The organism is Rickettsia massiliae MTU5, assembly GCF_000016625.1.
GTDB classification, from domain to species: domain Bacteria; phylum Pseudomonadota; class Alphaproteobacteria; order Rickettsiales; family Rickettsiaceae; genus Rickettsia; species Rickettsia rickettsii.
The window spans coordinates 1,092,820-1,119,426 of sequence record NC_009900.1; the positions used below are offsets into that span (position 1 = coordinate 1,092,820).

Here is a 26,607-nt window from a genome sequence, read left to right on the forward strand (position 1 = left end):
AAAAACATTAGGCAAAATCTATAATTACTAATATAATTATTTATAGTTAATTTATATTTTAACAAAGAATGACTACCATACTTGTGATCGTTATTATAATAATGATCGCCTTATCTGCTTTATTTGCCGCTACCGAAACTGCTATTACCGCTTCTTCCCCAGGGAAGATTCATAAGCTTAAAATCGCCGGTAATAAGCGTGCTAAAACAGTTTTAGAGGTTCTTAAGAAAAAAGAAAAGGTCATAGGAACTTTATTAATAGGTAATAGTTTAATCAATACTGTTTGTACCACTATTGCTACTACTCTCTTTATTAGCTTTCTTGGAGATAATGGACCCATTGTTGCTTCCGGCGTTATGGCTTTTATAATTATTGTTTTTGCCGAAGTAGTACCGAAAGCAATAGCCGTTGCTAAACCTGAACAATTAGCATTAAAAATGGCTTCAACTATCGTAATATTTTTAAAGCTTTTCAAACCTATTAATATTGCTCTTGATTACATTACAAAAATATTTTGCTTCATATTGCGTATTAATTTAAATCCTCAAATATCAGGAACGGAAGAAGTAAGAGGCGTGATTGAGCATTACCATCAAGAAGGCGGAGTTTATAAATCTGATCGTAATATGCTCGGCGGGATATTAGATATACGTAATATGACGGTATCGGAAATTATGACTCACAGAAGTAGTATTATAGCCCTTAATATCGACCTACCTCATGAAGTGATAATTAAAACTTTATTATCGGGTGCTCATACACGTATACCTTTGTGGCAAGATAATAGAGATAATATAATAGGGATTTTTAATCTAAAAGATTTGCTTAAAGCATTATACGAAAATAATAATGATGTAAAAAAAGTTGATATTAATAAACTTCTAACCCCACCTTGGTTTATCCCTGAGAATGCACTTGTAGTAGACCAGCTACATGCATTTAGAGAACGTAATAATCATTTTGCTTGTGTTGTAGATGAGTATGGTACTCTACTAGGTATTATTACTCTTGAAGATGTTATAGAAGAAATCGTAGGACCCATTACTGATGAACATGATAGACTTAATAATGAAATTATCAAGAAGTCTAATACCGAGTTCATTATAAAAGGAACTACGACTATTAGAGATATTAACCGAGAACTTGATTGGAATTTATCGGATGAAGATGCAAACACTATAGCAGGATTAATAATCCATAAAATTGCTAGAATTCCAAATCAAGGGGAAGTAATTGAAATATTTAATTTAAAGGTAATTATTTTAAAGAAAATTGCCAATAAGATTGATAGCGTAAAAATTACCGTATTACCTACTACCGAGGAAACAATAAGCAGTGAGTGAAATCGGTAATTTTTTACTGCTAACAACGATGTGCTTGTCGGTTATTATCGGTTTGTCTTTTGTCTTTTATGTAATTCCTGCGAAAGCGGGAATCCATAAAAAATCTCTATTTTATAGACTGGATTCCCGCTTTCGCGGGAATAACAACTACCTCTTTACTTTCCCCTTCTACATAGCTGCCTCATGTGCTATACTTGCCTTTTTTACCCTAGTCTATGCTTTTATTATCTCTGACTTTTCACTACAAAATGTTTTCTTAAATTCCAGTACTTTAAAACCTTTAATATATAAAATAGCCGGTAGTTGGTCGAGCCACGAAGGCTCAATGTTATTATGGTTTTGTTTATTACAAATCGTTAGTTGCTGTTATATATTTTTACTTGAAGATAACCGTCTTAAATTTTTATCTATTATTATTCTATCAGCCATACAATTATTTTTTAGCAGCTTTATTTACTTTACCTCCAATCCTTTTAACGTGTTTTCTTTCGTTCCTAAAGAAGGGTTAGGCTTAAACCCGATGCTACAAGATATTGCTTTGAGCATCCATCCTCCTCTGCTTTATTTAGGCTATGTTAGCTATGTAGTACCGTTTACTATTGTTTGTGCCTCTATGTCATTCTCATACCCACTTATGTCATTCCCGCGAAAGCGGGAATCCATTAATGACATAAGACTTCTCAAAACATTTTCCAATATCGGTATCTTATTTACTACCATAGGAATTAGCCTTGGTTCTTGGTGGGCATATAGAGAACTCGGCTGGAGCGGATTTTGGTTTTTTGATCCGGTAGAAAATATTTCACTATTTCCTTGGTTATCCGGAATCATGCTCCATCATTCTATAATTGTAACAACAAAAACCGGACGTATGCAAAACTGGACGATAATTTTATCCATCATTACTTTTTTATTAGTAATATTTAGTACTTTTTTAGTACGTTCCGGTTTTATTACCTCAATTCACTCTTTTACATTCTCACCTGAGAGAGGAATATACTTGCTTGGGATATTTTTGATTATGGGGATTGGTAGTATTGGGTTGTATACTACCACGTCATTGCGAAGAAATGCATTAACATTGACGAAGCAATCTCAGGAAACTAGCCGAGATTACCACAGCCACTTTCGTGGCTTCGCAATGACGAATTGTGGAAATTCCATACTCCTCGGTAATATATTCTTCCTTCTTAGCCTTATTGTGCTAATAGCTGTCACACTTTATCCACCAATTTACTCTTTATTCGACGATAAAACTATTATTATTAGTGAAACATTTTTTGTTAATAATTTTATTATATTCGTTATCCCTATTCTTGGTACCATAGGATTATTTACTACCAGAAGCTCTATTAAAAAACATATTATAATTCTAATATTATCTCTAATAATTACTTATTTAATATCATTAAAAGTAACATTTAGTGTTATATCGATTTTAACTATAATCGCATCTATATTTCTTATGCTTCATAATATTCATTATCTTTTGGTTAAAACTAATTATTGTAGAAATAGACTTAAAGCAAGTAACGCTAGTATGATCCTTGGACATTTTGGTTTTGCACTAATTAGTTTTAGTATTACTATGAATACATTATTACAAAGTGAAATGGATTTTACCGGCAGAGTAGGAACAAGTAAAACATTTAACGAATTTAAAGTAACATTGCAAAATATTAAGTTTGCTCAAGGTAAAAATTATTATAGACAAATCGCTGAATTTTGGCTTGAGGATAATAGCCGTAATATAACTATATTAAAGCCAGAAAATAGGCTTTATATAGTTGAAAAGAGTTTATCGCAAGAAAGTGATATATACTCTTACTTATCATATGATCTTTACGCAGTTTTAAGTAATATAGACGGCGATATAATCCATGCTAAAATATATTACAAGCCAACGATGAGCTTTATTTGGCTTGGAATTATTCTTACCGCGTCCGGTTTTTTTATTGCACTAATCAGAAAAAATTCTAGCTAATTTGAACCATCACATTTAAGGTTTAAAATTTTTATACTATTCGGATGATCAGCTCCGAATTGTTCTATCTGATTATTACGGAATTTTTCATACCAAAATTTCTTAGGTAAAGTACAACTAGCGTTAGCGGCTGCAAAAATACATATTACTTATTGCATACACATTTTTCATATTTTCTTTATAGTTATTCCAATATATATTTTCAGCAGTAGCATAAGTCTCTACCGCCTCTTCACTTTGATTACATAACACTAGTGCATCCCCTTCAGCAACAAACGTTTTTGCCAAATCTATATCCGGTGATATAATAATCTCTTTGTTAGGTCTAGTTGGATCATTAAGAAAAATTGTTTTAGCTTTTTTATTCTAGAGCTTCGGTAACATCACCTAAACCTAGTTTTGCTCTTGATTTTTGGGTAAAAATTCGTCCAAATACTTGATTTTCCTTTTTTTTACTTGACTTATTCATATCATATACTTGTTCTAATAAAGAAAGGGCTTCCTGATGTTTCTTAAGATTATTTAATACATCTAATTTAATGAGATATGAACCGGTAAGAAATAAATCTTGAGGTTTCATCCCGTTTTCGATACAAGCATTTATAGTATCGTCAATTCTTCTTAATGCTTCATAATTTTTACCTTGGATATTAAATAATTTAGATCTACTAGATTTTGATTGAACATATCTTCCATCATTTGGATATTTTTTTCTGCTTCTTCTAGATTTCCTAGCTGAATATTGGATATAGCGAAACCGAAAACTACATTACATTTTATGGAATCATATCCTTTCACTTCATCAAATACCTACTTAACTTTCTTATCATATTCAATTGCTTTTTTAGGATCTGATCAAGTTCTATAATACCACCCTATGCGTCCTAAATATGCAGCATAAGCAAATTTTTCTTCATTATTCATTGTCCATAATTTAAATTTACCTTTTTGATCGTTTTTATCAAACCAATTTACTAATTTTTTTGAGTTATATAAATCGGAAGAATTAGCATATTGTATTAATAAATTTATAACTCTAAAATTTTATATATCGATATATCGTATTTTTCTGCATTTTTTGTAATTAATCCGGTATAGTTTTAGCATTTCTAAAAATACGCCCCTTTACTAAACTTTTAGGTATAGAATTTAAAAGATTAGTAACACTACGTTCAAGATATTCTTTATTTCCTTTATCTCCATTTATTTGTAATATTTTTTCAGCTATAACATCATGCATTTCAAATATCGGATTAACTTCATTAGGTTCAATATTAGATGATCAAAGCAAATTTAGAAAGCTGATAAATATCATCGTCTAGACTATGCTTATCTTCAGTAATAGAATTTAATAATTCTTTTGAAAAACTTTGATTATTAAGCAATGCTATCCCATCTAGCAATCTCTTGGCACTAGGCTTTAATTCATTGCTAACAAGTTTTATATTTAAATTTTATCCTTAGAGGCTTTTATCTTTTTCTTGTATTTCTCTAAGTTTAAACCTTGTATTTGATTTAATATTTGTGCTCCTTGAACTACGAGAATCGGATAACCTCCAAATTCTCGAGTCAAAAAATTTATTAATTCCGGATTTTTATTTTCCAATATATTTTTTGCAAGTAATGCAGCTTCCGGCTTAGTGAAAGCGTTTGCTTTGATTCTGTTAGATAATAATTCATCGTCTTGGGAACAAAATATAATATTACCGTTATACTCCCAATTAATAAAATCCTCTATTTTCTTATTCTCGCCTATTTTTAAATTATCAAACACCAATAACCATTTATCTTTACTTGCTAGATCAACCATTAAATCTTTCTTCATCACTGCCATATCTTCTGAAATCACCGGTGATTTTACCTCGGTATTAATAGCTTTAGATAATTTGAGTAATTGCTGCTCTATATTTAGATTACAATCAATCAACCAAATTCAATCAACCAAATTATGTTATAGTTATCTTTATTTTCATAAGCGTACATTCTAGCAAACTGCGTTTTACCCACACCGCTTACCCCTACTACACTAGATTGCTTATATTTATTAAGATTTTCTTTTAGTTTTTCCAATTGGGATACATGATTTATAAAATAGCTAACCGGTACAACTAAATTGGATATTTGACTTTGAGCAAATATACTTCTGCTTATTAGAAGCATAATAATCACAAGTCAATAAAATTTGAGGTTAGTGAAGGTATTGCACGGGGTGGAAAAACTTAAAGATTATACACAATAAGTTTGTAAAATTAAAAGCTCAAATTATCTCGCTTTTTTCTGGATCCCCCGCCTACGCGGGGATGACATATAGTAGGTTTTTTGAGCAATACAACAAGGCATATGTAGGCGGGACGAAAGCACAAACAAAGCCCCCTTTTGTCAAAGAGGGCTTTTTTCTTGAGGAACTTATAAACTTGCTAATCGGGAGCGATTAGAAGTTTACACGGACTTTTAGAGTACCTTGATGTGCAGTATATTTACTTGCAATCTGAGCATCGTAACCGATTCCGTACTCCATCTTAGCATCAGGTCTTATGCTTGCACTTAAACCTAAATTATAAGATGTTTTAGCGGTTCTGTCAGGTTGGCTAATACACGGAGTAACTTGTCCGTCTAATACAGACTGAGTTTTAGATAATCTACCGTTTACTTTGTGAACCACAAAAGCGTGAGCTTCTGGATATACCGCAAGATCAGTTATGTTTATAGTACCGCCGACTACTTTAGCACCTACTATTAAATCAGTTCTATCGCTAAACTTGCTGTGAACTTGCTTGTTTGCAACTGTTGTACCGGTTTCTTTGTAGTTTTCGTCAGAAGACTTTAAGTAGCTAAGTCCTGCCATTGGAGTTACTAACACACCTTGCATTGCATTGTAATCATAACCGACTGTTAAGTTACCACCGAATGTCATGTTATCGTAATTACCGGCAGCAATTTGCTTGCTCATATTACCGTTAGCATCGAAACAGTAACGCTGACTTTTGTTCTTCACTTGGTTTAAGCTAAATATTGCACTACCTTGAGCAAAGAAGTTCTCAACAAGCTGCTGGGCACCATATAGGGAGAATGAGAAACCGTTAACGTTGGTTTTATCACCTTTCTTATAATCTTGGTGTTTTATATCAGTTTTAGTGATACCGATAGCAGCACCGATCATTAAGTTATCGTTAGCTAGCGTATCTAAACCAATTACGACACCGGTGGTTTTAGCTTTATAACCAGCTAAACCACCTTTCTTACTTTGATGTGCATCAGTATAGAAAGGTTTTGTCCATATACCGTAAGCTACATTATCAACAGCCTCGTCACCTGCAGCAACCGCAGCCGGTATTGCTCCAGCTTCAGGTCCAGCCATTTCAGCAGTTTCAGGAGTACCTAAATATCTAAGAGTACCTAATCTGTTACCAAGTTGAGCTTGGATATCTTTAGCTACATCTAATTGTGCATTAGTTACAGCCGCACTTGTATCGGTAACGATAGCTCCGACAAAATTAGCAGAATCAGCACTATTTTTAGCTAAAAGAAGATTATTATATGCTGCAGTATTAGTTGCATTTACAAATGTTGTAACGTTCTGACCTACACCTGGTGCACCTCCAAACGAACTATTTGCGATATCATTAGTAACTACGTTTTCTGCATTGTTAGTACGTGTTATTACATAATCTTGGTTAGCAGCACGTATTAAACCGTAATTTACGAAACGATTACTTCCGGTTACAGCAAAGTTAGGACCTCCTAAAGTACCGTTAAATCTAGCACCACCTTGGATTAAAGTATAAGTTTGTGTACCACTGAAATTTGCATTGGCATTATCTTGTACGTTAATGGTTGTAGTTCCTGTGGTTGTTGCATTAACTTGAGCACCTTCCGCGATAACGATGTGACCTATATTACCGTTTGCTACTGTTAAAGTAGTTTTAATAGAAGTATTGTTTCCCCATGTTGAAGTACCACTTGCAAATGTTAAAGTATTTGTAAGAAGATTGATTGCACCGTTAATAGCAGTAGTACCGCCGCCTAAAATTACATTAGAATTTAAAATATTTAAGTCATAAGTACCAAAGTCTATGACTTGTGAATAAATATTTCCTTGTAATCCTGCACTATCATCACTACCTGTAAATCTAACAGAAGCTACAGGAGTATCTGAATCACCTATATTACCGACGCATGCATTACCTAAATAAGTTACAGTACCGTTATTAGCTTTAGTAGTAACAATCATACTGGTAGAATTAGAAAATATACCGTCAGCAAATCTTACATTAGCGTTACCATTAACACTTCCAAGAGTAATTTTACCGTCAAAATCTGTTCCGGCTATACCGCCTGTAGTAACAGTTACACCGTCATTAATTGTTGCGTTAGCTGCAATAATATTACCTAAGTTGTTATAGTCTGTAGTAAACGTTACTTGCTTTAACTGTGAAGCGCCAATACCTGTGCCTAAGCCATAAACTGTACCAGGGGTATTAGGAACACCACCGCTAAGTGTGACAGTACCTTGATTATTGTTTATAGTACCGATACCTGCATATAATGTAGTAGCATTAACGATTATGCCATTATCGCTTCCAAGACCTAGACCTACGATATTATTTTGATCACCGATTACTTGACCGTCAGCGATGACACTATCAACACCTAAAACAATCACTTTAGGAACATCAAAACCTGTAGCTGTTCTATTACCTACGGTACTTTTAATTGTTAAAGGCATTGTGTTGCCTGCATCATTGAATGGAATGCCGCTAGGTAAGAATAAAGCTGCACCTAAACTTGAATTTTCAAAAGCAATCGTATCAGTCGCAGCACCAGGATTACCTGCATTACCTATCCCATTAACCACTACGTTACCGGTACCAGAAACCGTTATTTGTTTTAAATAACCAACAGGTGCAGCTTGTTTGTTTAATGTTACGGTAATAGGACCGGTGTTAACGAATTCTACTATACCGGTACCATCGGCAGATGCAACAAAGTCCGCAGTATAGTTACTACCGATTTGTAAGGTAGAATTAGCTTCAATTGTAGTTTCACCGTTAAATGTTGCATTACCTAAGAACTTAACAGTAGTACCGTTATCTAATGCTACAGTATTAAACTTATTACCTTGCTGTCCACCGACTGTACCGCTTACTATATTTGTTCCACCGGCATTAAAAACGAAAGAACCTACGTTAGCATCAGTAGTAGTAATATTAGTAGCATATAAATTTACACCTTCACCAACATTTAATATAGTATCAGCATGAGCCCCTTTAGATCCAAAATTAATTTCTGCAAGTGGATTTGCAGCACTACCTAAATTTGTACCAGCTGCAAGAGTTGTATTATTATTTACAACAGGATTAAATATTATTTTACCTTGATCGGCAGCATTTGTAGTGCTTGTTATTAAATAAGTATTATGAGCGAATTGTACTGAACCGTTATTTCCAATAACTAACTCGTTAATAGCAACATTACCGCCATTTAAAGCTGTTTTACTTGAGCCAATATTAAATTGTCCAAGAGTTTTATTATTAGCTCCAATAGTACCGATTGTACCGCTAATAGTTAAAGTTTGAGCATTTGTTAGGCTACTCGCATCAACAACGCCTGTTTGATCAGTAGTTATATCTAAATCAAAATCAACTAAAATATTATTTTGAGTACTTGTTAATTTAATAGTACCACCGTTAGCTTGGAAATCAATCGTTCCACCGACATTAGAACCGATAATATTTGCTCCACCAAGTGTTAATGTTTTTGTAGCATCGTTAGCTAAAGTAATGCCTTGTAACGCAGCAGCACCGCCACCGTTACCTATATCGCCGGTAATTGTAGCACTACCGTCTAAGGTAATAGCACCGGCCGCAAGAGCACCGCCGACAACAGCAGTTTGGTTAACTTTACCGTTTATAACTGTACCGTCAGCAAGTTGAAAGACAGAACCGGCATTTCCTAAACGTAACTCGGCAGTATGTGTCCCTGATAATTGGACAACTCCGACACCTGATGCTTCAATTGCTGTAATATTATTTGTCACCGCAACATTTGCATCTGCACTAGCACTTGCTAAAGTACCGTTAGCAGCAAAAGTTATCACACCTGCAGTGTTACCAGGATTGCTAGCATCACCTGTAAAATTACCGGTAAGGGTCATAGTATTAGGAACTGTAATCTGTGCTGCAAGATTACCGAAATCAGTAGTACCAAAGTTTGAGTTTTGGGTTATTGCAACTTTAGAAGCTGCTGTTTTAAAGGCAGTAGTACCGTCTGTACCAACGTTAACTATGTGTCCAAAATTTACTTGTCCGCCTGCATTAGCACTTTGTATAACCATGTCTTTAGCATAAACTTGTCCAGCGATTGTTGCTGCATTACCATTATCTACGCTAACAACAAATCCTGCAGCTCTACCTGCGCCATTATTAGTACCTATTACTGCATTAGCAGGGCCTGCATTAGCTATAAGTTGACCGGCTACTGCAACAGTGTTAAATGCGATAACACCTTTTAGATTACCGCCTAAACTTCCTGTAACGTTAAAGTCGGTAGCAGCACCATTCTTACTTAATAATACTAATCTACCCGTACCGTCTGTTCCATTAAAATTAATAGTAGCACCACCTGCTTGTAAATTTAAAGCATTACCGACAGTAGCATCAGTATTGAAAATGAAACCTTGACCGTCACCGATATTAATTGCCTTAACAGTAGCAAAACTTTTATCTGAAACTTGAATAAATCCATTAGTAACATTTAATGTACCGTTAACACCATTAGCTATTACAGCATTATTTCCAAGTACAAGAGGAGCTTTTTGAGTTGTAGGATTTGCTAAATTAAATACTAATGTAGAATCCGCAGCACCCCAGTCTATTGTTCCTACACCGCTAAGATCATTATTGGCAATAGCAGCACCACCATTAAATGGTGCAACAACATTTTGAGCATTTTTTGTAGCAGCAGCTTGTGCATTAGTAATACCTTGACCTGTTATAGTAAGAGTTTTACCGGCACCAAGCGTAAGGTCAAAGGAGTTACCGTTATTAGCAGCATTAGTGATGAACCCTAAGGTAGTATCTGCACTCACTGTCACTGCTACATTGTTTGCAGTATCTAAAAACAAACCGTTAAAACTACCGGCTGGAGTATTTAAATTAATACCATTATTAGCATTAGCAGTAATAACTGCATTTAGAGCAACCGCAACATTTGCAAGAGCGACAGTTTGGTCAAATCCCGCACCATCAACAGTTGTAGCAGCTCCGTTTGTTGTTCTATTCTGCTGTGTAGCAGCACCCATAGCTGAACCTGCAAAACTGGCTACTATGGTAGCTGTAGAAGCAGTTACCAACCCTGCGGAAATTAATTTTTTTAGAAAATTTGGTTTTTGAGCCATAATTTTTGTCCTATATTTAAGTTAACATTTAGTACCTAGTATTAAAACAAACTTATCAAACGTGCGTCAAGATATCCCACATTTGATAAGGAAATAACCTAATATTTTGTTTCAATAGTTTCTAAACTACAGACTGTAGCATACTATATATTGTATATAATTACAAGCATCGCTATAGTTTTTTTATAAAGTTTTAATAAATGTTATATTTTTACCACATTGGCGTTATGCCTTATCAGTGTCATCCCGTGGTCAAGTCACGGGATGACATATTTTCGTCTCACGGAATGACGAACTAATTATCCCCCTACTCTTCGTTAAATATTAGCACTTCAGCAGTATTTGCCCATTTTAGCATTTCGTCGTATTTAGTATGCCAAATACGCATAATTTCTTTTTCATATTCTACAATTTGCTCTTCTAATCCGTCAAATTGTTTCACCATTTGACGTGCTTTAGAAAGTATCATGTCATTAGTAACATCAAAAACTTTTTGCACATGACGGTCTTGTTCTTCTTTATAATTTAAATGAGCTGCTCTACCAAGCTCGGCATCTTTATGCATATCTTCACTTCTTATCTGTATTTCAAAATTACGTTTAGAGTGTAAAAGCTGCATTATATTATGAAGAGACTGATAGCCGTTACTTTTTGGTCTATTGATATAATCTTTGGTGTATAACCAATCTAAATGCGGAGAACTCTTAACTACGTCCAAAGCATTATAGCATAGAGCTTTAGATTTAACTATAATCCTACATGCAATTAAGTCTTTCAATGCATCAATCGGCACTGCTTTCCTTTTCATCTTTTTTAAAACAGAATAAGGTTCTTTAAGACGCATATATATCTCATTTTCTATATCTGCTTTATCTAAATCTTTTTTAAGCAGATTAATAATATCACAACTCAACCACTACCGGCTGAGAGCCGGTAGGTTGATGATAGGCACTAGAAGTGCCGTAGAGTTTAAGCTAAAGCTTATTCCAATCTAATGTTAGAAATAGAAGTTGGTTTATGAGCTTCTGTATGGTTATTTATATACTCATTAATTACTTCATCTGTGATATGACCACTTGTTGTACTAAAATAACCTCTTCCCCAAAAATGCTTCCCCCAATATCTCTTTTTTAATTCTGGGAATTCTTGTTGTATTCTACGTGCAGTTCTACCTTTTGCTCTTTGTACAAATTCACTTACTGCTATATTAGGAGGTATCGATACTAAAATATGTAAATGATCAGATGATATCACCCCATTTACTATCCTAATATTCATTTCCTCTGAAACTTGAGCTATGATTTCCCTAATCCTTTCTTTGATAACTTGGGTTAATACTTTATAACGGTATTTTGTTATCCATACTATGTGATACCTGTGATAATATACCGTATGTTTCCCTTTTTCATATTCTGTCATAGTCATCCTATAAAATAAGTCCTACTTACTTATTTTATATAAGACGACTATGACTTATTCAAACTAAAGTTTCTCCACCTGAAGGTGGAGGTTTGAACCATCAGCTGGATAATCAAATCCCCTCCTGCTACCTAAAATTCTCTATATCTCTATTCTTAGTAAATATTACCTATAGCTTTTAGAACTTAAATCCACAAGACTGTTCATAACACTATTCAAGTAATTTATAAAATTAATTCTTTAACTAAAAATTAAAAAATAGATTAATAGTAAAAATACATTTTTTCAATATAATGGTTTAATTAATTTTAACTTAGATTAATTGGATAAGTTCCTTAATAGCCATTTTACGGCTAAATACCTACCGTTTTGTGCAGTTCCGTTGTCATCCTGTAGCTATGCCACGGGATCTTGCATCACAGACTGTGTCCTAAGATACCGCGGTCGAGCCGCGGTATGACATTAAATGAATAATAGCATTAAGCAATAAACAAGTCAGAAAATTTATCTATAGAACTTTCCGAAACACTACCTAGAACTTCAGACATTTTGTTAAATTCTCCGCTACATTCAAGCACTATATCTACGCCTGCATCTAAAACTTCTTTGGTCATATCTGCCATACTACCGCTTAAAGCTTTCATATCTATTGCATCGGAAATAATAAGCCCTTTAAAGCCGATATTATTTTTAATATAGTCTATAACTTTTTTTGATAAGGTAGCAGGATTCTCAGGATCAAGAGCTTTGTAAATTATATGTGCCGTCATAGCAAGTTTAATATTATCGTGCTTCGCTAGCTCCTTAAATACTTTAAAGTCTATTGTTTCTAACTCTTCTATATCAGTATCGACAATTGGTAATTTTTTATGGCTATCCACCGTAGCTCTACCATGGCCCGGAATATGTTTTATACAAGCCCTGACTTTCTCTTCTTGTAATCCGTCTATAGCAGCTAAACATAAAGGCACGACTACTTCCGGCTCCCCGCCGAAACTTCTATCGCCGACTATCTTGTCTGCTCCTTCGTGGATCAAATCCGCTACCGGTGCAAAATCTAGATTAATGCCTACTTCTCTCAGCGCTTTCGCAATATCACTATAATTTTGTTTACATGCTTGGGGATCAGTAAAAGTTTGAGCAGCCGGAGCGTCATAAAAAGTCGGTGCTATGAGCCTTTTTACTCTACCGCCTTCTTGATCTATAGAGATGATAGTATTTTCCCCTAATACTTCTTTTATATCTGCAATAAGCTTAATAAGGGCTTCTTTATCCTGCGCACCGTTATCATTCTTTCTAATATTACGACGGAATAAAATTACACCTAAAGGATTATGCTCTTCAAATAATTCTCTTTCGGCATCGGTTAATTCAGGACCAGATATACCTATAATTACTGGCTTTACCATTTGTCTTATTGTCATAATATGCTCCTTTCTGTTCTTTAAAACGTGATATGACAAGTACTATACGCGAGTCACCGAGGAATCGGCAAGAATTTTTTTTATTTGAAGAGACAAATTATGGAAGTTGGTAAGTAATATATCGATTCTAGCGGTAGAAAGAGATGTAATATCTTTATTTAAAGATTTTTGGAGTAGATCAATATCATTAGCAGTATAATATTTTCTATTATTTATTTTATAATGAGATAAATCAGGGCTTTTTATCTCTAGATATCTTAATTGATGTAAAGCAATATTTAAATGCTTAATCACTTCACTAGCAGAATAATATTTTTTTGTTCGCTTATTGTTTGTCATATACTCCGAATACAGATTTTGTTGCATGTCTCGGAAAATGCTTTTTATGTCATTCCCGTGTAGGCGGGAATCCCCAAATAACCTTAATATTGATACACATTATTGACACAATAAACCTAAAAAAACAAGTTTTTATAGGTTTTACTGGATTCCCGCTTTCGCGGGAATGACATAAAAAGCATTTTCCGAGACATGCAACAAGCCAACAAATTATAACGAAGTTCATCGAGTAGATTCATTAATTAAAGCTTTTAATTTAGAAGAAGGGACAAAACGTAAATGCTTTTTTGATTCTATAATTACCGGTGCCTTGGTATAAAAATTTATTCCGGGACGTGGATTTTGTTGTTTAACCTCAAAGCTACCAAAATTCTTTAAAGTTAATTTTTGCTCTTTTGCTATTTCTAAAATATTAGAAAAAACCGTATGAACTATTTCCTCGCATAAACTATTTGAAAAACCCAATTTAGAGCTTAACATAGCTGCAATTTTTTTTTTTGTAATAGTCATAAAATAATACCGGTTTTTAATATATTGTCCGCAGTCATTGCGAGGAGAAACTATAAGTTTCGACGAAGCAATCTCAGAAGTTTATCCTACTTATATGAGATTGCCGAGTCGATGCTACGCATCTCCTCGCAATGACGTTAAAAAATTACGAATTTGCTTTTGTGTCATCCTTGGTAGACAAATCTGCAAAAATGCTAGGTGTTAATAATATAAGTAGCGGTAGTACCTAATGTTATTAAAAATTTTTTCATTATATTCTCCAATTATTTATGTTTATTATTATATTGTTCAACTTTCTTACTTAAATCATCAAGTTTTTTCACAAGAGTTTGTCTATATTCTTCCACTTTATCATCTTTAATTTTCTGATAATCCTGTAACTCTTTCGTGAAATTTTCATATTGCTCTTTTATAGTTTCTAAAGAATAGTCTTTACTATCCTTAGCCTATTCCTCTAAATCATTAATTTTGACGGATAATTTATCCGCTACTTCATGACATTTTTTATTAAAATCGACTTAAGTATTATTATATACCGGTATCATAAATAATATAATTATAAAAAGCAATTTTAAAAAGTACATATTGAATATATAGTTATTATATCAAATAAATTTGAGGGTGTTATGACATTAGAACTAGGAAAAAAAGTTCCTGATTTATCTTTACACATAGGTAAAGATAACGTAATTAAACTATCGGATTTAAAAGGAAAATTTGTAATATTATATTTTTATCCGAAAGACGATACACCTGGATGTACTATTGAAGCACAAGATTTTAACAAGCTAAAACCGGAATTCGATAAACTTAATACGGTAATTATCGGAGTATCCAAAGATAAGCTTGACTCTCATGATAAATTTAAAGAAAAATATAGTTTAGGATTTGATTTAGCCTCTGATGCAAATTCAAATTTATGCGAACAATTAGGGGTATGGATAGAAAAATCAATGTTCGGTAAAAAATATATGGGTATTGATAGAGCTACATTTTTACTTGATAAGGAAGGCATAGTTAAGCATATTTGGCGGTCGGTAAATGCTAAAAATCACGCTCAAAAAGTACTTGAGAAATTACGGACTATGCTTTCTTAAAATGTCATACCGTGGCTCATTTTTTTGTCATTGCGAGGAAATTGCACAGCAATTGACGAAGCAATCTCAAGATATTTGCCACGCAGCCTACGGCTGCTCGCAATGACGTTTCATTTCTTCCATCTATTGTGAAACCAAAACCATTGAGAAGGATTTTGCTTAACCCATTCTCCTAGCATTTGATTAATATTAAGCATAATATTATAGCAATCGGCTTTATTATCGCCGGTTTGCTCAAACTTTAATTGCGGGTGAACTATTACTTTAAAATAACTGCCTTTAGTTCTAATGATTTGGCAAGGTATAATTGGATATTTATACTGCAAAGCAATTTTAGCGATGGCGCTTGCAGTCATAGCAGGATGCCCCAAAAAAGGCACTTCAATTCCATCGTTCATTTTTTGATCAACAAGCATAACAATAGATGCACTCTCCTTGATAGCCCTGACTAAAGCTCTGCTACCTTCAGGACCTTTCGGTATAAGTCTTAATTTATCACTGGCACGACTTTCATTAACCAACTTATTAACATACGGGTTATTTGCTTTACGATAAATTACGGCAACTTTCGGATAAAATTTATGAAGAAGCTTAAGACTAATATCCCAATTGGCAAAGTGACCGCTAAATAATAAAAAAGGTTGTCCTGCAAGTTTTTTAATATTTTCTATACCGATTATTTCGATTCTACGCTCTAACTCGGCTTCATCCATCTTGCCAACATATGTAAATTCACCGATAAACCTACCGAAATTATCCCAAGTTTGATCTATGATTTTTTCAACATCACACATATCGCCGAATACTACTTTAATATTTCGTCTAGCAATTTTATTAACAGCAAATAATATACCGACTTTTCTTGCTATAAAACTACAAATATCCGCCGCTTTATCTACACCGAATATTCCTATTACTTTCAGTAATATAACAACGATAAAATACTCAATTAAATATCTGAGCTTTTTTAAAAATTTTTTCATTTAATAAATCAGGATTATTTATAGATAATTCTACATCTAGACAGACAATATTATTATTTAAATCATTAAACTTAACATGATCTTTTCTTGTAGTAACTAAGGTAGCGTTATGCTCTTTAGCTAATGAATATAAATTTTCTAAATCTGCTTGTAAATAATTATAATGATCAGGAAAAATTTTGTAACCGGTTATATTTAATCCGTAATTTTTTAAAGTCGCAAAGAAACGCTCAGGATTACCGATACCGCTAAAAGCAAAATAATTTTTAGTTTTATCTATATTATTTGAAGGAACTATTTGAGCATTTATTAACTTATTAACATAAGGAGTTAAAATATTCGGTATTTTATCTTGGTGGCTACTGACTAAAAAAATTAAATCAGCTGCATCAAGGGCTTTATTTGGATATTGTCTTAAAGGACCGGCAGGAATTAGAAAACCGTTGCCGAAAAGCCTTTGGCTATCTACTGAGACTATAGTAAAGTCTTTATGAAAATAAGGATTTTGTAGGAAATCATCAACTATTATTATATCAGGTTTAAGCTCGTTAATTAACGGCACAATCTCTTTAATATTTTTAGTAGCAATAACTGCGCCGTACTTTGCAAGTATTACCCCCTCATCTCCTGCCTCTAATGCTGTATGTCCTTGATGTATGGTAGTTGCACTTTTAAGGTTACTACCATAAGCCTTAGTTACTATTACAAAACTTACATTTCTAGCTTTTAGTAATTTGGCTAGATACATTACTATCTGCGTCTTACCCGTACCTCCTACGCTACAATTACCGACACAAATAACTTTAGCAGGCAACATAATAGGACGCGCTAAACTAGCTCGTAAATAGCCTAAAAATTGATATATCAAGCTTATAGACAAAAGCAAATAAGCTATAATATTTCGCTTCTGCCAAAATTCAGGATATAAAAGTTTGATCATAGTTTAACATTTACGGTAGTTAAAAATAAAGTCAAATGGATTGATTACTTTATTATCTAACAGAATTTCAAAATGCAAATGTTCACCCGTTGCATTACCAGTGCTTCCTTGTATACCGATAAATTGACCACGCTTAATTTTATTTCCTTCCTTGACTGATATTTCTTTTAAATGAGCATATTTCGTAACAAATTTGCGTCCATGTTTAATCTCAACAAAATTCCCGTAATCAGGTGCTCTAGCGGCTTTTATAACAATTCCGCTTGCTGCTGCATATATCGGTGCTGCTTTTTTAGCTTGTAAATCAATACCGCTATGGAAACATTTCTTTTTTCTTTTCTTTTTATGAGGACTTGTCCTAGTTCCGTAATGGCTAGTAATTTTCGGCTCATATTCCGGCATCATAAGCGGTATTGTACTAATTATTTTATCAAGCTTGGTTAATTCCGAGATATTATTCCTATGAGTTTGTTTTTTTGCAAAATAGCTAGCTTCCGGTTTAGAGAGAAACTTATATTTTGAATTTAGTTTTGTTACAACTGCCTTTATATCAGCTATTTTTATTTTGGCTGCTTTATTAAATTCTGCCGGGTTTTTATTATGGAATTTGTGTAAAAAAATCTTATTTTGTTTAGGGTTATTAATTATTAGACCTAAGTTTTTAGCATATATACATTTGCTATTTTTGTTTGTTAAATCATACTGTACTACTAAATCCGCATGGCTGATTTTATATTGTTGCTTTAATTGAGATGAAGTAGTAGAAAGTAACGTAGTATCACTAGATTCTTTAATACTGCTACAACCTTGAACAAGCAAAACCATAAACAATAAAAAGATATATTTTTTAAAAGACATTAAAGATAAATGTATGTAAATTTCAAATTAAGAGTGCCTAAGAGTGCCACTTAAATATTCTGTTAATTTCTCTAATTCTCCTCTAATATTTGGAGGGTTAATTAACATTAACCCACACTTTACCATATTTTTATCACTATTTAAAAGCTCATATTCAATAATCATAGTTTCTTTAAATCCGATATTTTTGTAATTGTGGTAAAAATCACGGACTAAAGATAAATCTTTTATAGGATACCAAATTAAGACAGTATTATTAAGAACTCATAGCTTAATTTTTTTAAGTGCTTCAAGTAATTTTTGAAACTCATTTTTTACTTCAAAAGGCGGATCAAGAAAAATTAATCCTCTATTCTCTTTAAATGGTAGCAAAGCTTTGATAGCATTATAAGCATCTATATTATGCGTATCATTTGGTAATAATTTTTTTATAAACTTAAATAATCGCTTGGATGCAGTTCGCAGGCAATTAAGCGATCATTTGGTCTTAATAATTGTTTAATTATAAAAGGTGAACCTGGGTAGTGACTTTTGCCTGCTATATTTATTATATTTAAAAAAGTTTGTCAGAGCTGAGGAATAGGATCGGTCGCTTGCAGTAATTTATTAATTCCCGTATCGCTTTCTAGAGTTTTAGAAGCTGCCTCCGAGTGTAAATCGTAAAGACCTAGCCCAGCAAAAGCATCTAAAACCGCAAAAGGTTTTTCTTTTTTCTTGAGCTGTGCTAAATACTAATGAGGACTAAATGTTTGACTATATCGGCAAAATTGCCTACATGATAAATATGACGATAGTTCATTTTAAATTAATCATAAATTTCACTTCTATGACCAACTCGCGGGAATGACATCGAGTTTTTTATTTACTATCATTTAGTTAGCAATGCGTTGCTTTAAACATTTTTTATAAGCGTAAGCCATTCTTCTTCATCAATAATTTTAATATTAAGCTCTTTAGCTTTTTTAAGTTTACTGCCTGCATCAACACCGGCTACAACTAAATCCGTGTTCGATGATACGCCAGCTGTAACTTTAGCCCCAAGTTTCTCGGCCGTTGCTTTAGCTTCCGCTCTAGATATAGTCGGTAAACTACCGGTAAATACTACTATCTTGTCCGTTAAACTACTCTGTTCTCTAGTCTCTTTATAATCTTCAATATTTAATATTTCACCAAGTTTTTTGATAAGCTCAATATTTTCTTTAACATCAAAAAAATCAATAATATCTACTAAAATCTTATCACCGATTCCTTCTAAATTGTTTAGTTTTTGATAAATATCAGGCTCATTTGTTCTAAGCAATTCCATTTGAGCTATAAAATTATTATAGCTGCCAACTTCTCTAGCAAGTAATTTAGCATTTTGTTCACCGATATGCCTTATGCCTAATGCATATATAAATCTTGGCAAACTAACGTTTTTTGATTTTTCTATATTTTTAAAAAGATTTTCTACTGATTTTTTACCCCATCCATCCATATTTTCAAGTTTTGCTAAGCTAGAGTCATTTTTTTCTTTTAAAAAGAAAATATCTAAAGGATTACTAATCAATCCCTTATCTATTAAAAATTCAACTTGCTTACGCCCAAGCCCCTCAATATCCATAGCATTTTTCGATACAAAATGACGGATACGCTCATAATTCTGAGCAGGGCAGTTAAGGCCATTATCACAGCGTATAATAATATCTTCAGGCATATAATGCAACTTAGAATTACATGACAGACAAAATAAAGGAGTATCAAACGTTGCTGTATCATTAGGACGTTTATCAAAATCAACTCCCATGATTTTAGGAATAACGTCACCAGCACGTTGCAGGAATACATAATCCTTAATCCGCACATCTTTTCGTGCAATTTCTTGGAAATTATGTAATGTTGCTCTGCTAACAGTTACCCCGCCTATTTCTATGGGTTCAAGTTCGGCTACCGGCGTTAACGTACCAGTTCTACCGACCTGTACAGTAATAGAAAGTAACTGTGTTTGTCCTATTATTGCAGGAAATTTATGAGCGGTAGCAAAGCGTGGACTTCGTGCAATAAAGCCCATTCTATTTTGCAGTGCAAAATCATTTAGTTTATATACTACTCCATCAATTTCATAAGGTAAATCTTCTCTATTTGTTTTGAGATATTCGTAAAAGGCGAAAATTTCTTCTTCAGAACTCGCAAGTTTAGATATTTCATTAATGTTAAAGCCGCATTCTTTTAATTTTGTAAGTAATTGATCTTGTGAAGAAGCAAGATTCTGTTCAGTTACCCCTCCTGAATATACAAAATATTTGAGCGGTCTTTTAGCCGTAATAGAAGCATCAAGCTGACGAAGTGATCCGGCAGCAGCATTACGAGGATTGGCAAATTTATCCTTGCCCTGCTCTTCTTGTTCTTTATTTAGATTTAAAAAATCTTGTTTTTCAATATAAATTTCCCCTCGTACTTCTAAAAACTCCGGAACATTATCTATTTTATGAGGAAAATTTTTGATTGTTTTAATATTTGCTGTTATATCTTCACCGACATATCCGTCACCTCTTGTAGCTCCCGTTGTAAGCACCCCGTTTTTATAAACAGCAGAAAAAGACAAACCGTCTATTTTAGGTTCACAAAAGATAGGAGCAAACTCATTAAGGCGTAAGAAATTTTTTATACGGTCTACAAAATCTCTCACATCTTGCTCATCAAAAGCATTACTGAGAGATAGCATAGGCACTTGATGCGTAACTTTAGCAAATTTATTTGCTATTTTAGCCCCTACTTTTTTGCTAGGACTATTTTCTAAAATTAAATGAGGAAATTTTTGTTCTAACTTGAGATTGGTATTAAATAGCTGATCATACTCGCTATCAGAAACTAAAGGATTATCTTCTATATAATAAGCATGGTTATACGCTGCTATTTTATCAGCGAGTTCTTCTAGTAATTTTTGTGCTTCCTTTTCAGATATTAAATCAATATTTTGCATTAGTAGTTCATACTTTTATTTTAATTTACAATCAAATCCAATTCCTAAAATTTTTATTTTCTTCAAAATCGCTAATTGCTCGTTTTAGTCTTTCAACATTTTTAGGACTTTTTAACAAGTATAGTTTCCTCCATAGCATTATGATCTTCAAGCGACATAATAACCACCGGTTTTTGTTTTTGTCTAGTTACAATCACTGAAGTGTGATCTGCACAAACTTTTTTCATAACATAACCTACTTAAGTAAGTTTACATGTAATAAGGCATGTTTTATAACTAGTCACTTTAAGAATCAAAATCAAAATCTTTACCTAGTTTAATATATTCTCTAATACGGCTCATGAGATTTTGGAAATATGTTAAATTATGCCATGTCATTAGCATAGAGCCAAGTATTTCACCGATTCTAACTAAATGATGTAGATAAGCTTTACTATAGTTTCTACAAGCAGGACATAGGCAATCATGTTCTAGCGGCTTGTTATCATCGGCATATTTGCTATTGCGGATATTTACAGTACCGTATTTCGTAAAAGCCTGACCGTTGCGACCTGCGCGTGTCGGGATTACGCAGTCAAACATATCTATACCCCTGCTAACCGCACCTATAATATCAGCAGGCTTACCGACTCCCATTAAATAACGCGGCTTATTTTGCGGCAGAAAATCAGGAGCATAATCAAGTACTTTAAACATAAGCTCCTGCCCCTCACCTACTGCAAGTCCACCTATAGCATAACCCTCAAAATCAAGTTCTACTAGATCTTTAGCCGATTGCTCACGTAATTCTTCGTAAACGCTACCTTGAATAATACCGAATTGTGCATAGCCTTCCCGCTTAACAAAAGCATTACGTGATCTATTCGCCCATCTAGTCGTAAGTTGCATAGAAGTTTTAGCTTCTTCAAAGGTTGCAGGGTAAGGCGTACATTCATCAAAAGCCATAGTGATTGTGCTACCGAGCAGATATTGTATTTCGGTAGAACGCTCAGGAGTTAACATATATTTATCGCCGTTAATATGAGAACTGAAACTGACTCCCTCTTCGGTTATCTTGCGTAACTTCGATAGCGACATTACCTGAAAACCGCCAGAATCGGTTAATATCGGCTTATCCCAATTCATGAATTTATGTAAGCCACCAAGCAGTACTATACGTTCGGCAGTCGGCTGAAGCATTAAGTGGTAAGTATTGCCGAGCAATATATCCGCCCCCGTTTCTGCTACCGATTCAGGTAGCATTGCCTTAACCGTTCCTCTAGTTCCAACCGGCATAAAAGCGGGAGTACGCATCTCACCGTGTGCGGTTACGATAATACCGCTTCTAGCTTTTTTATGCTGATGATGAATATTAAAAGAAAATTTTGACACTGATAATCACTTATTTTTAAAAGCAATATCTTAGCATACTATAGTTTATCCTGGAATATAAAAATTAAAAGCTCGATTTATCTCGCTTTTTTCTGGATTCCCGCTTTCGCGGGAAATGACAAAGAAACTTTAACCTCTGAGTGAATAATAGATGAAGAGGAGGAAAAGCATTTAAAAGCTCAAAATGCAAGGAAAGAGCTTAAGTTAATATTAATAACATTTGCTATTATTCTCACTAGTTTTTTAACTTTTTGTTATTTCTTTTTTAACTATATAGAAGAAAAAGCAGCAGAGTATAAATTACAGCAAGAACAAGAAGCAAAAATAAATAATAACACAAAATGAAATTGTTTAAATACAATGTAACCAAAAGATATTAATCTATTTAAAGTTAAAAAATTATTTGTTATTGCAATTTTTTAACTTTTGCTTTAATTGTAATCAACTATTATTAATATAAATAAAATAACTTTTATGGAAGATATAAGCTCTTGGAAAGAAAAGTTTGAAATTTGTGTTTACGCTAAAAAGCTACTTGATAAACTCGAATATTTAAACACTAAAGTAAAAAATCCTGTTGATATAGAGGAAGTTAAAATAAGGTATCTACTACGCTCGTAAATATCATGGTTCACAAATGCGTCAGTCAGGGCGATCCGTATTATTCGTACCCGATCGAAGTCGCGATTATGCTTGCAGAGTTTGTAGCAGACGAAGCGCTTAAGCTTTTTACTTCTAATATGATAAATGCTGCTCTACTTCACTATACTATTGAGGATACAGAACTTACTGAAAAGATAATCATCGAAATTTTTGGTAAAGAAACAGCAAAACATGTAGAAGGTGTAACTAGAGAATTAAACCTCACGGAAAAATCAGTATCGAGGAAAGCTTAAACCTATTAATTAAGCAAAAAAGATATGATACCGCACTTATAAAATTATTTGATCGTATTCATAATGTATAAACATTAGCAGCTAAATCACCTGAAAACGCGAAGCAGAGCATTGTGGAAACATTTCAGAAGTTTCTAGTTGTTGCTATACATTTAGAGTGTTATGAAATTGAAGAAAAGTTTAATGAAATTTGCTATAGGTTTTTATACAAAGATAAATTTTCTCAACAAAAACAAATATCATTATTCACTATGAATAATCTGCTTCTTTTTCCAACTTTTGAAAATGATTTAGACCAAACATACAAATTATAAGTAATGGAACCATCACAACAAACAAACCATATTAACCCAAATATTTTGTAAATATATAATGCCAAACGAAGTGATTATATATACATTAAGGCTCTAGAAACAGCATATATCATACTACTGTAAAGCGTTTAAAAACCGGAAAATGCCTAAAAAAGCTTGAAACAGCAGGAACAGTATCAAATGAACATATTATCAAACCTATTTGAATTAAAAGAAGCTGGAAAGGTGTAGTTGTACTTTTTAAAAGGTATGGTGAAAATAGAATAAATATAAAGAGTAAAGCTAATTTTACTCTAAGAATTTTTAAAGGATATATTTTATAACTTAGAAAACATATTAAAGACATACTAGCTAGGTGGAACATTGAAATAATAAAATTATGACGAATAACCTGAGCTGCACTATATCCAAATGCATTCTTTAAAACTTCACCACAAGTAATATAAGTATAGTAGAAACATATGGGCCAAGCACAACTCATTATGAAAAAATATATAGTTGTCTTCTTATTTAGGTTTTTGGTTAAAAATCTCATCGTTTTTTAATTCTTTTTTGTCGATATTTGCTTTTTCATATTTTCGTAAAAGTCTAGCACTTGCATCTACAAAATCAGGCGTTTCTCTAAAATGAGCTCTAGCGTAGCCTCTCACAACTGCAATAATTGCACCTATCCAAACGGCAAGACGCCAATTAAATCCTTGAGTAGTAACTAAAGATACTATAGCTAAAGCTGCAGTTGTTCCAATTACTGATGCTACGGCGATAAAAGAAACTACGGGATATTGTATAGGTGGTTTTGTAATTTCAGTTAAATAAAGTTCTACTACCACTATTTCACCTACAGAAGCCATACCTTGAATTGCGCAGCAAATTGTGATTAATACAGCAGCAAAATAACCTACTGGTTCATAAGTAGGAGCATTTGCCATAATTATACAGGATAAAGCCATTAAGGTAGTTGTCATAATAACAGTAGATTTTCGCCCTAATTTATAACCTATTCGACCAAAAACATATGCTCCTAGTGGTCTAAATATAAAGGTAGAACAAAAGGTAAAGGCAGAGAGAAGAGAAGCTGCACTCGAATCATATTTAGAAAAGAACAATTCATTTAACAATACTGCTCAATGGACATACAACATTAAATCAAAATACTCAAGAAAAGTAGCTGTAGATAAAATTCCCGTGGCTTCTTTTTGGTCGCTTGTTAAACTTCTCTGTTCTTTTTTATAGCCTAGCATAAATTCTTTACAAAAAATTAAATTGTAAAGAAATTTATACTGTTTTATATAAAAATCAATAGGAAATTTCGCTTTATACGATAAATAAGAAAAGGAAGTACAACTTAATATATTTCATGAATTGATAGAAAAAAGTTATAATATATTGCAATGTTTTTTATAGTTGTAATTATATAGGATTTAACTGTATTCCCCAGCAAATAGTAACGTTAAAAGCAAGAAACAAACTAATAATTAGTACTTTAAAATTTACTTTATTTTATTAGCATGATCGATATGTGATAAATAAACTAATTGAAAGAAAAAAATAAGTAATATACAGTAATGGTGCATTTTTTTGAGCAGCAAAAATACTATACTATCATTGGTAGTTATAATTAAATATATTCAAAATATGCTTTTTCAATCACTAAATTTATACTCTATCTTAGTTGCAGGCCTTACAACTACTGTTATCGTGTTTATGCGTCAATTATCTTATTACAAACAGCCAATTATTAATAAGGATTTAAAAATAATAACTGCATATTTTGATATATATAAAATTCTTAATAATAACTGCGATAGATATTCTGCTCTTAAAATGATTAAATCATATTTTAAGTTGAAAACCGCAAGATCGTTATCATATGCAGAACTTGAAAATGATAAGCAATTAAGCGAATTATTTAGAGATTCTTGAAACTATTTTATTGATGATTTTATATCAAAATCCGATAAATCAGTTGCAGCAAATAAAGTGTTTAGTATACAAGATGAACATAACAATACTCAATAAATTATACGCGTTTTTAGAGAAAAATAAAATATCGGACAAAACACATCAAATGCATATATATGTCAAAGTGACTTTAATGACCAAAGACGACGAAGAAAGCTTAAACACTTTCATACACTTGGCTAAGATAATGTAGATTTCCCAAAAACAAAATCAGACACTCAAATAACAATAAGAGTGAGTTTAACGAAGTCGTATAAGCGAATCTTACAAAATTCGGCATCAAGACTTAATATTGAAACTATATTTTTAAGTAAGACAGAATTATTTAAAGCTCGGTTTAGAGTTACCTAAACCGAGAAATAAATTACTACTGACCTAAAAGTGGATATATAATAACATTTTTTAAGAATTTGCTTTTAATATAAGTACATACTAAAAATGTCAGTACGGTACTTGGAACATAGCGAATTATCGTAGGTAAATATCTTAAGGTCTTAGTTGAGACTAAGTCAGTAAACAACGGACTGATGCTCTCTACTAACTCTCTACTTTTTGATCTTAAACAATCTAAAGTACTAATATCTATTTTTGTATTTTAAATAACATCTCACAGCTTCAATAACCATAGAAGATATAATAGAAATTATTCCGCTTTGCATAAGAAAATAAAATTCCAGACTATCCAAACAATAACAATAATTAGCAATAATTATTAAAACTAAACCTAGAATATTAAAAAAATAGACAAATGGTTTGCCATAAGATTTCTCTTCTTGCTTAATGCTACTTTTTAATAATTAATATATTAG

Annotated in this window: 24 protein-coding genes and 4 pseudogenes; 6 read left to right on the top strand and 22 right to left on the bottom strand. The window is 32.8% G+C overall.

Going from position 1 to position 26,607, the window contains the following annotated elements:
* The first annotated feature begins 68 nt into the window (after positions 1–68).
* Both RMA_RS05980 and RMA_RS05985 read left to right on the top strand, forming a co-directional pair.
* Entirely contained in the window at positions 69–1,343 is a 1,275-nt protein-coding gene (locus RMA_RS05980; protein WP_012153094.1) for an HlyC/CorC family transporter, read from the top strand.
* Positions 1,336–3,327: a heme lyase CcmF/NrfE family subunit gene (locus tag RMA_RS05985; protein ID WP_012153095.1), complete on the top strand. Its 1,992-nt coding sequence runs from the start codon at positions 1,336–1,338 to the stop codon at positions 3,325–3,327. The genes RMA_RS05980 and RMA_RS05985 overlap by 8 nt, the downstream gene beginning before the upstream one ends.
* A gap of 123 nt (positions 3,328–3,450) precedes the next feature.
* On the opposite strand, the gene RMA_RS11315 is transcribed toward RMA_RS05985, so the two are convergent.
* The 12 genes from RMA_RS11315 to RMA_RS06025 form a co-directional block, all read right to left on the bottom strand.
* Positions 3,451–3,615, bottom strand: a complete 165-nt coding sequence (locus tag RMA_RS11315) for a hypothetical protein (protein WP_238375437.1) — start codon at positions 3,613–3,615, stop codon at positions 3,451–3,453.
* A gap of 73 nt (positions 3,616–3,688) precedes the next feature.
* Entirely contained in the window at positions 3,689–3,907 is a 219-nt protein-coding gene (locus RMA_RS05990; RefSeq protein WP_041404835.1) for a hypothetical protein, read from the bottom strand.
* A 41-nt stretch (positions 3,908–3,948) separates the two neighbouring features.
* A complete protein-coding gene (locus RMA_RS10030) occupies positions 3,949–4,125 on the bottom strand; it encodes a hypothetical protein (RefSeq protein ID WP_187145884.1) in 177 nt (58 codons plus the stop codon).
* 286 nt (positions 4,126–4,411) lie between these two features.
* Complete coding sequence (locus RMA_RS10035) at positions 4,412–4,567, bottom strand: hypothetical protein (RefSeq protein WP_187145885.1); 156 nt, start codon at positions 4,565–4,567, stop codon at positions 4,412–4,414.
* A gap of 207 nt (positions 4,568–4,774) precedes the next feature.
* Complete coding sequence (locus RMA_RS05995) at positions 4,775–5,254, bottom strand: hypothetical protein (protein WP_238375438.1); 480 nt, start codon at positions 5,252–5,254, stop codon at positions 4,775–4,777.
* Positions 5,251–5,397 carry a hypothetical protein gene (locus tag RMA_RS11320; RefSeq protein ID WP_238375439.1) on the bottom strand — a complete coding sequence of 49 codons (147 nt, stop codon included), beginning with the start codon at positions 5,395–5,397 and terminating at the stop codon, positions 5,251–5,253. Before RMA_RS11320 ends, RMA_RS05995 begins: the two co-directional genes overlap by 4 nt.
* A 361-nt stretch (positions 5,398–5,758) precedes the next feature.
* Positions 5,759–10,723: an outer membrane protein OmpB gene (gene ompB, locus RMA_RS06000; RefSeq protein ID WP_041404836.1), complete on the bottom strand. Its 4,965-nt coding sequence runs from the start codon at positions 10,721–10,723 to the stop codon at positions 5,759–5,761.
* A 307-nt stretch (positions 10,724–11,030) separates the two neighbouring features.
* A complete protein-coding gene (locus RMA_RS06005; RefSeq protein WP_012153097.1) occupies positions 11,031–11,636 on the bottom strand; it encodes a guanosine polyphosphate pyrophosphohydrolase in 606 nt (201 codons plus the stop codon).
* Positions 11,637–11,704: 68 nt separating this feature from the next.
* The gene (gene tnpA / locus RMA_RS06010; RefSeq protein WP_041404948.1) at positions 11,705–12,142 is read right to left on the bottom strand and encodes an IS200/IS605 family transposase; all 438 of its coding nucleotides are present in this window, start codon (positions 12,140–12,142) and stop codon (positions 11,705–11,707) included.
* Between the two features lie 479 nt (positions 12,143–12,621).
* The gene (locus RMA_RS06015) at positions 12,622–13,566 is read right to left on the bottom strand and encodes a glycoside hydrolase family 3 N-terminal domain-containing protein (protein WP_041404837.1); all 945 of its coding nucleotides are present in this window, start codon (positions 13,564–13,566) and stop codon (positions 12,622–12,624) included.
* Between the two features lie 42 nt (positions 13,567–13,608).
* The gene (locus RMA_RS06020) at positions 13,609–13,905 is read right to left on the bottom strand and encodes a hypothetical protein (RefSeq protein ID WP_041404838.1); all 297 of its coding nucleotides are present in this window, start codon (positions 13,903–13,905) and stop codon (positions 13,609–13,611) included.
* Between the two features lie 222 nt (positions 13,906–14,127).
* Positions 14,128–14,415, bottom strand: a complete 288-nt coding sequence (locus tag RMA_RS06025) for an HU family DNA-binding protein (RefSeq protein ID WP_041404839.1) — start codon at positions 14,413–14,415, stop codon at positions 14,128–14,130.
* A 626-nt stretch (positions 14,416–15,041) separates the two neighbouring features.
* Here RMA_RS06025 and bcp point away from each other — a divergent pair.
* Positions 15,042–15,512 carry a thioredoxin-dependent thiol peroxidase gene (gene bcp / locus RMA_RS06030; protein WP_041404840.1) on the top strand — a complete coding sequence of 157 codons (471 nt, stop codon included), beginning with the start codon at positions 15,042–15,044 and terminating at the stop codon, positions 15,510–15,512.
* Positions 15,513–15,622: 110 nt separating this feature from the next.
* Here the strand turns inward: bcp and RMA_RS06035 are convergent, their stop codons facing one another.
* From RMA_RS06035 to tgt, 7 genes and pseudogenes are all read right to left on the bottom strand, one after another.
* Positions 15,623–16,495, bottom strand: coding sequence for a lipid A biosynthesis lauroyl acyltransferase (locus RMA_RS06035; protein ID WP_012153102.1), 873 nt, complete (start codon positions 16,493–16,495; stop codon positions 15,623–15,625).
* On the bottom strand, positions 16,458–17,435 hold the full coding sequence (gene lpxK, locus RMA_RS06040; RefSeq protein WP_012153103.1) for a tetraacyldisaccharide 4'-kinase: 978 nt from the start codon (positions 17,433–17,435) through the stop codon (positions 16,458–16,460). Before lpxK ends, RMA_RS06035 begins: the two co-directional genes overlap by 38 nt.
* Before the next feature lie 3 nt (positions 17,436–17,438).
* On the bottom strand, positions 17,439–18,293 hold the full coding sequence (locus tag RMA_RS06045; RefSeq protein ID WP_041404841.1) for a M23 family metallopeptidase: 855 nt from the start codon (positions 18,291–18,293) through the stop codon (positions 17,439–17,441).
* A pseudogene (gene rlmJ / locus RMA_RS11325) lies at positions 18,293–19,092 on the bottom strand (23S rRNA (adenine(2030)-N(6))-methyltransferase RlmJ). The gene RMA_RS06045 and the pseudogene rlmJ overlap by 1 nt, the downstream one beginning before the upstream one ends.
* Before the next feature lie 93 nt (positions 19,093–19,185).
* On the bottom strand, positions 19,186–21,255 hold the full coding sequence (gene ligA, locus RMA_RS06055) for an NAD-dependent DNA ligase LigA (protein ID WP_012153105.1): 2,070 nt from the start codon (positions 21,253–21,255) through the stop codon (positions 19,186–19,188).
* A 101-nt stretch (positions 21,256–21,356) separates the two neighbouring features.
* Positions 21,357–21,482: a type II toxin-antitoxin system Phd/YefM family antitoxin gene (locus tag RMA_RS11330; RefSeq protein WP_014364972.1), complete on the bottom strand. Its 126-nt coding sequence runs from the start codon at positions 21,480–21,482 to the stop codon at positions 21,357–21,359.
* 58 nt (positions 21,483–21,540) lie between these two features.
* Positions 21,541–22,626, bottom strand: a complete 1,086-nt coding sequence (tgt, locus tag RMA_RS06060) for a tRNA guanosine(34) transglycosylase Tgt (RefSeq protein ID WP_012153106.1) — start codon at positions 22,624–22,626, stop codon at positions 21,541–21,543.
* 144 nt (positions 22,627–22,770) lie between these two features.
* On the opposite strand from tgt, the gene RMA_RS11335 reads away from it, so the two are divergent.
* On the top strand, positions 22,771–22,971 hold the full coding sequence (locus RMA_RS11335) for a hypothetical protein (protein ID WP_148194447.1): 201 nt from the start codon (positions 22,771–22,773) through the stop codon (positions 22,969–22,971).
* A 129-nt stretch (positions 22,972–23,100) separates the two neighbouring features.
* Positions 23,101–23,836, top strand: a pseudogene (locus RMA_RS10055) (HD domain-containing protein).
* A gap of 506 nt (positions 23,837–24,342) precedes the next feature.
* Here the strand turns inward: RMA_RS10055 and RMA_RS11340 are convergent.
* Both RMA_RS11340 and RMA_RS11345 read right to left on the bottom strand, forming a co-directional pair.
* Positions 24,343–24,954: an MFS transporter gene (locus tag RMA_RS11340; protein ID WP_238375440.1), complete on the bottom strand. Its 612-nt coding sequence runs from the start codon at positions 24,952–24,954 to the stop codon at positions 24,343–24,345.
* A gap of 6 nt (positions 24,955–24,960) precedes the next feature.
* On the bottom strand, positions 24,961–25,077 hold the full coding sequence (locus RMA_RS11345) for a proline/betaine transporter (RefSeq protein ID WP_238375441.1): 117 nt from the start codon (positions 25,075–25,077) through the stop codon (positions 24,961–24,963).
* Positions 25,078–25,441: 364 nt separating this feature from the next.
* Here RMA_RS11345 and RMA_RS12110 point away from each other — a divergent pair.
* Positions 25,442–25,991: pseudogene (locus RMA_RS12110) on the top strand (hypothetical protein).
* Positions 25,992–26,165: 174 nt separating this feature from the next.
* Here RMA_RS12110 and RMA_RS10220 read toward each other — a convergent pair.
* A pseudogene (locus tag RMA_RS10220) lies at positions 26,166–26,580 on the bottom strand (hypothetical protein).
* Between the last annotated feature and the right edge of the window lie 27 nt (positions 26,581–26,607).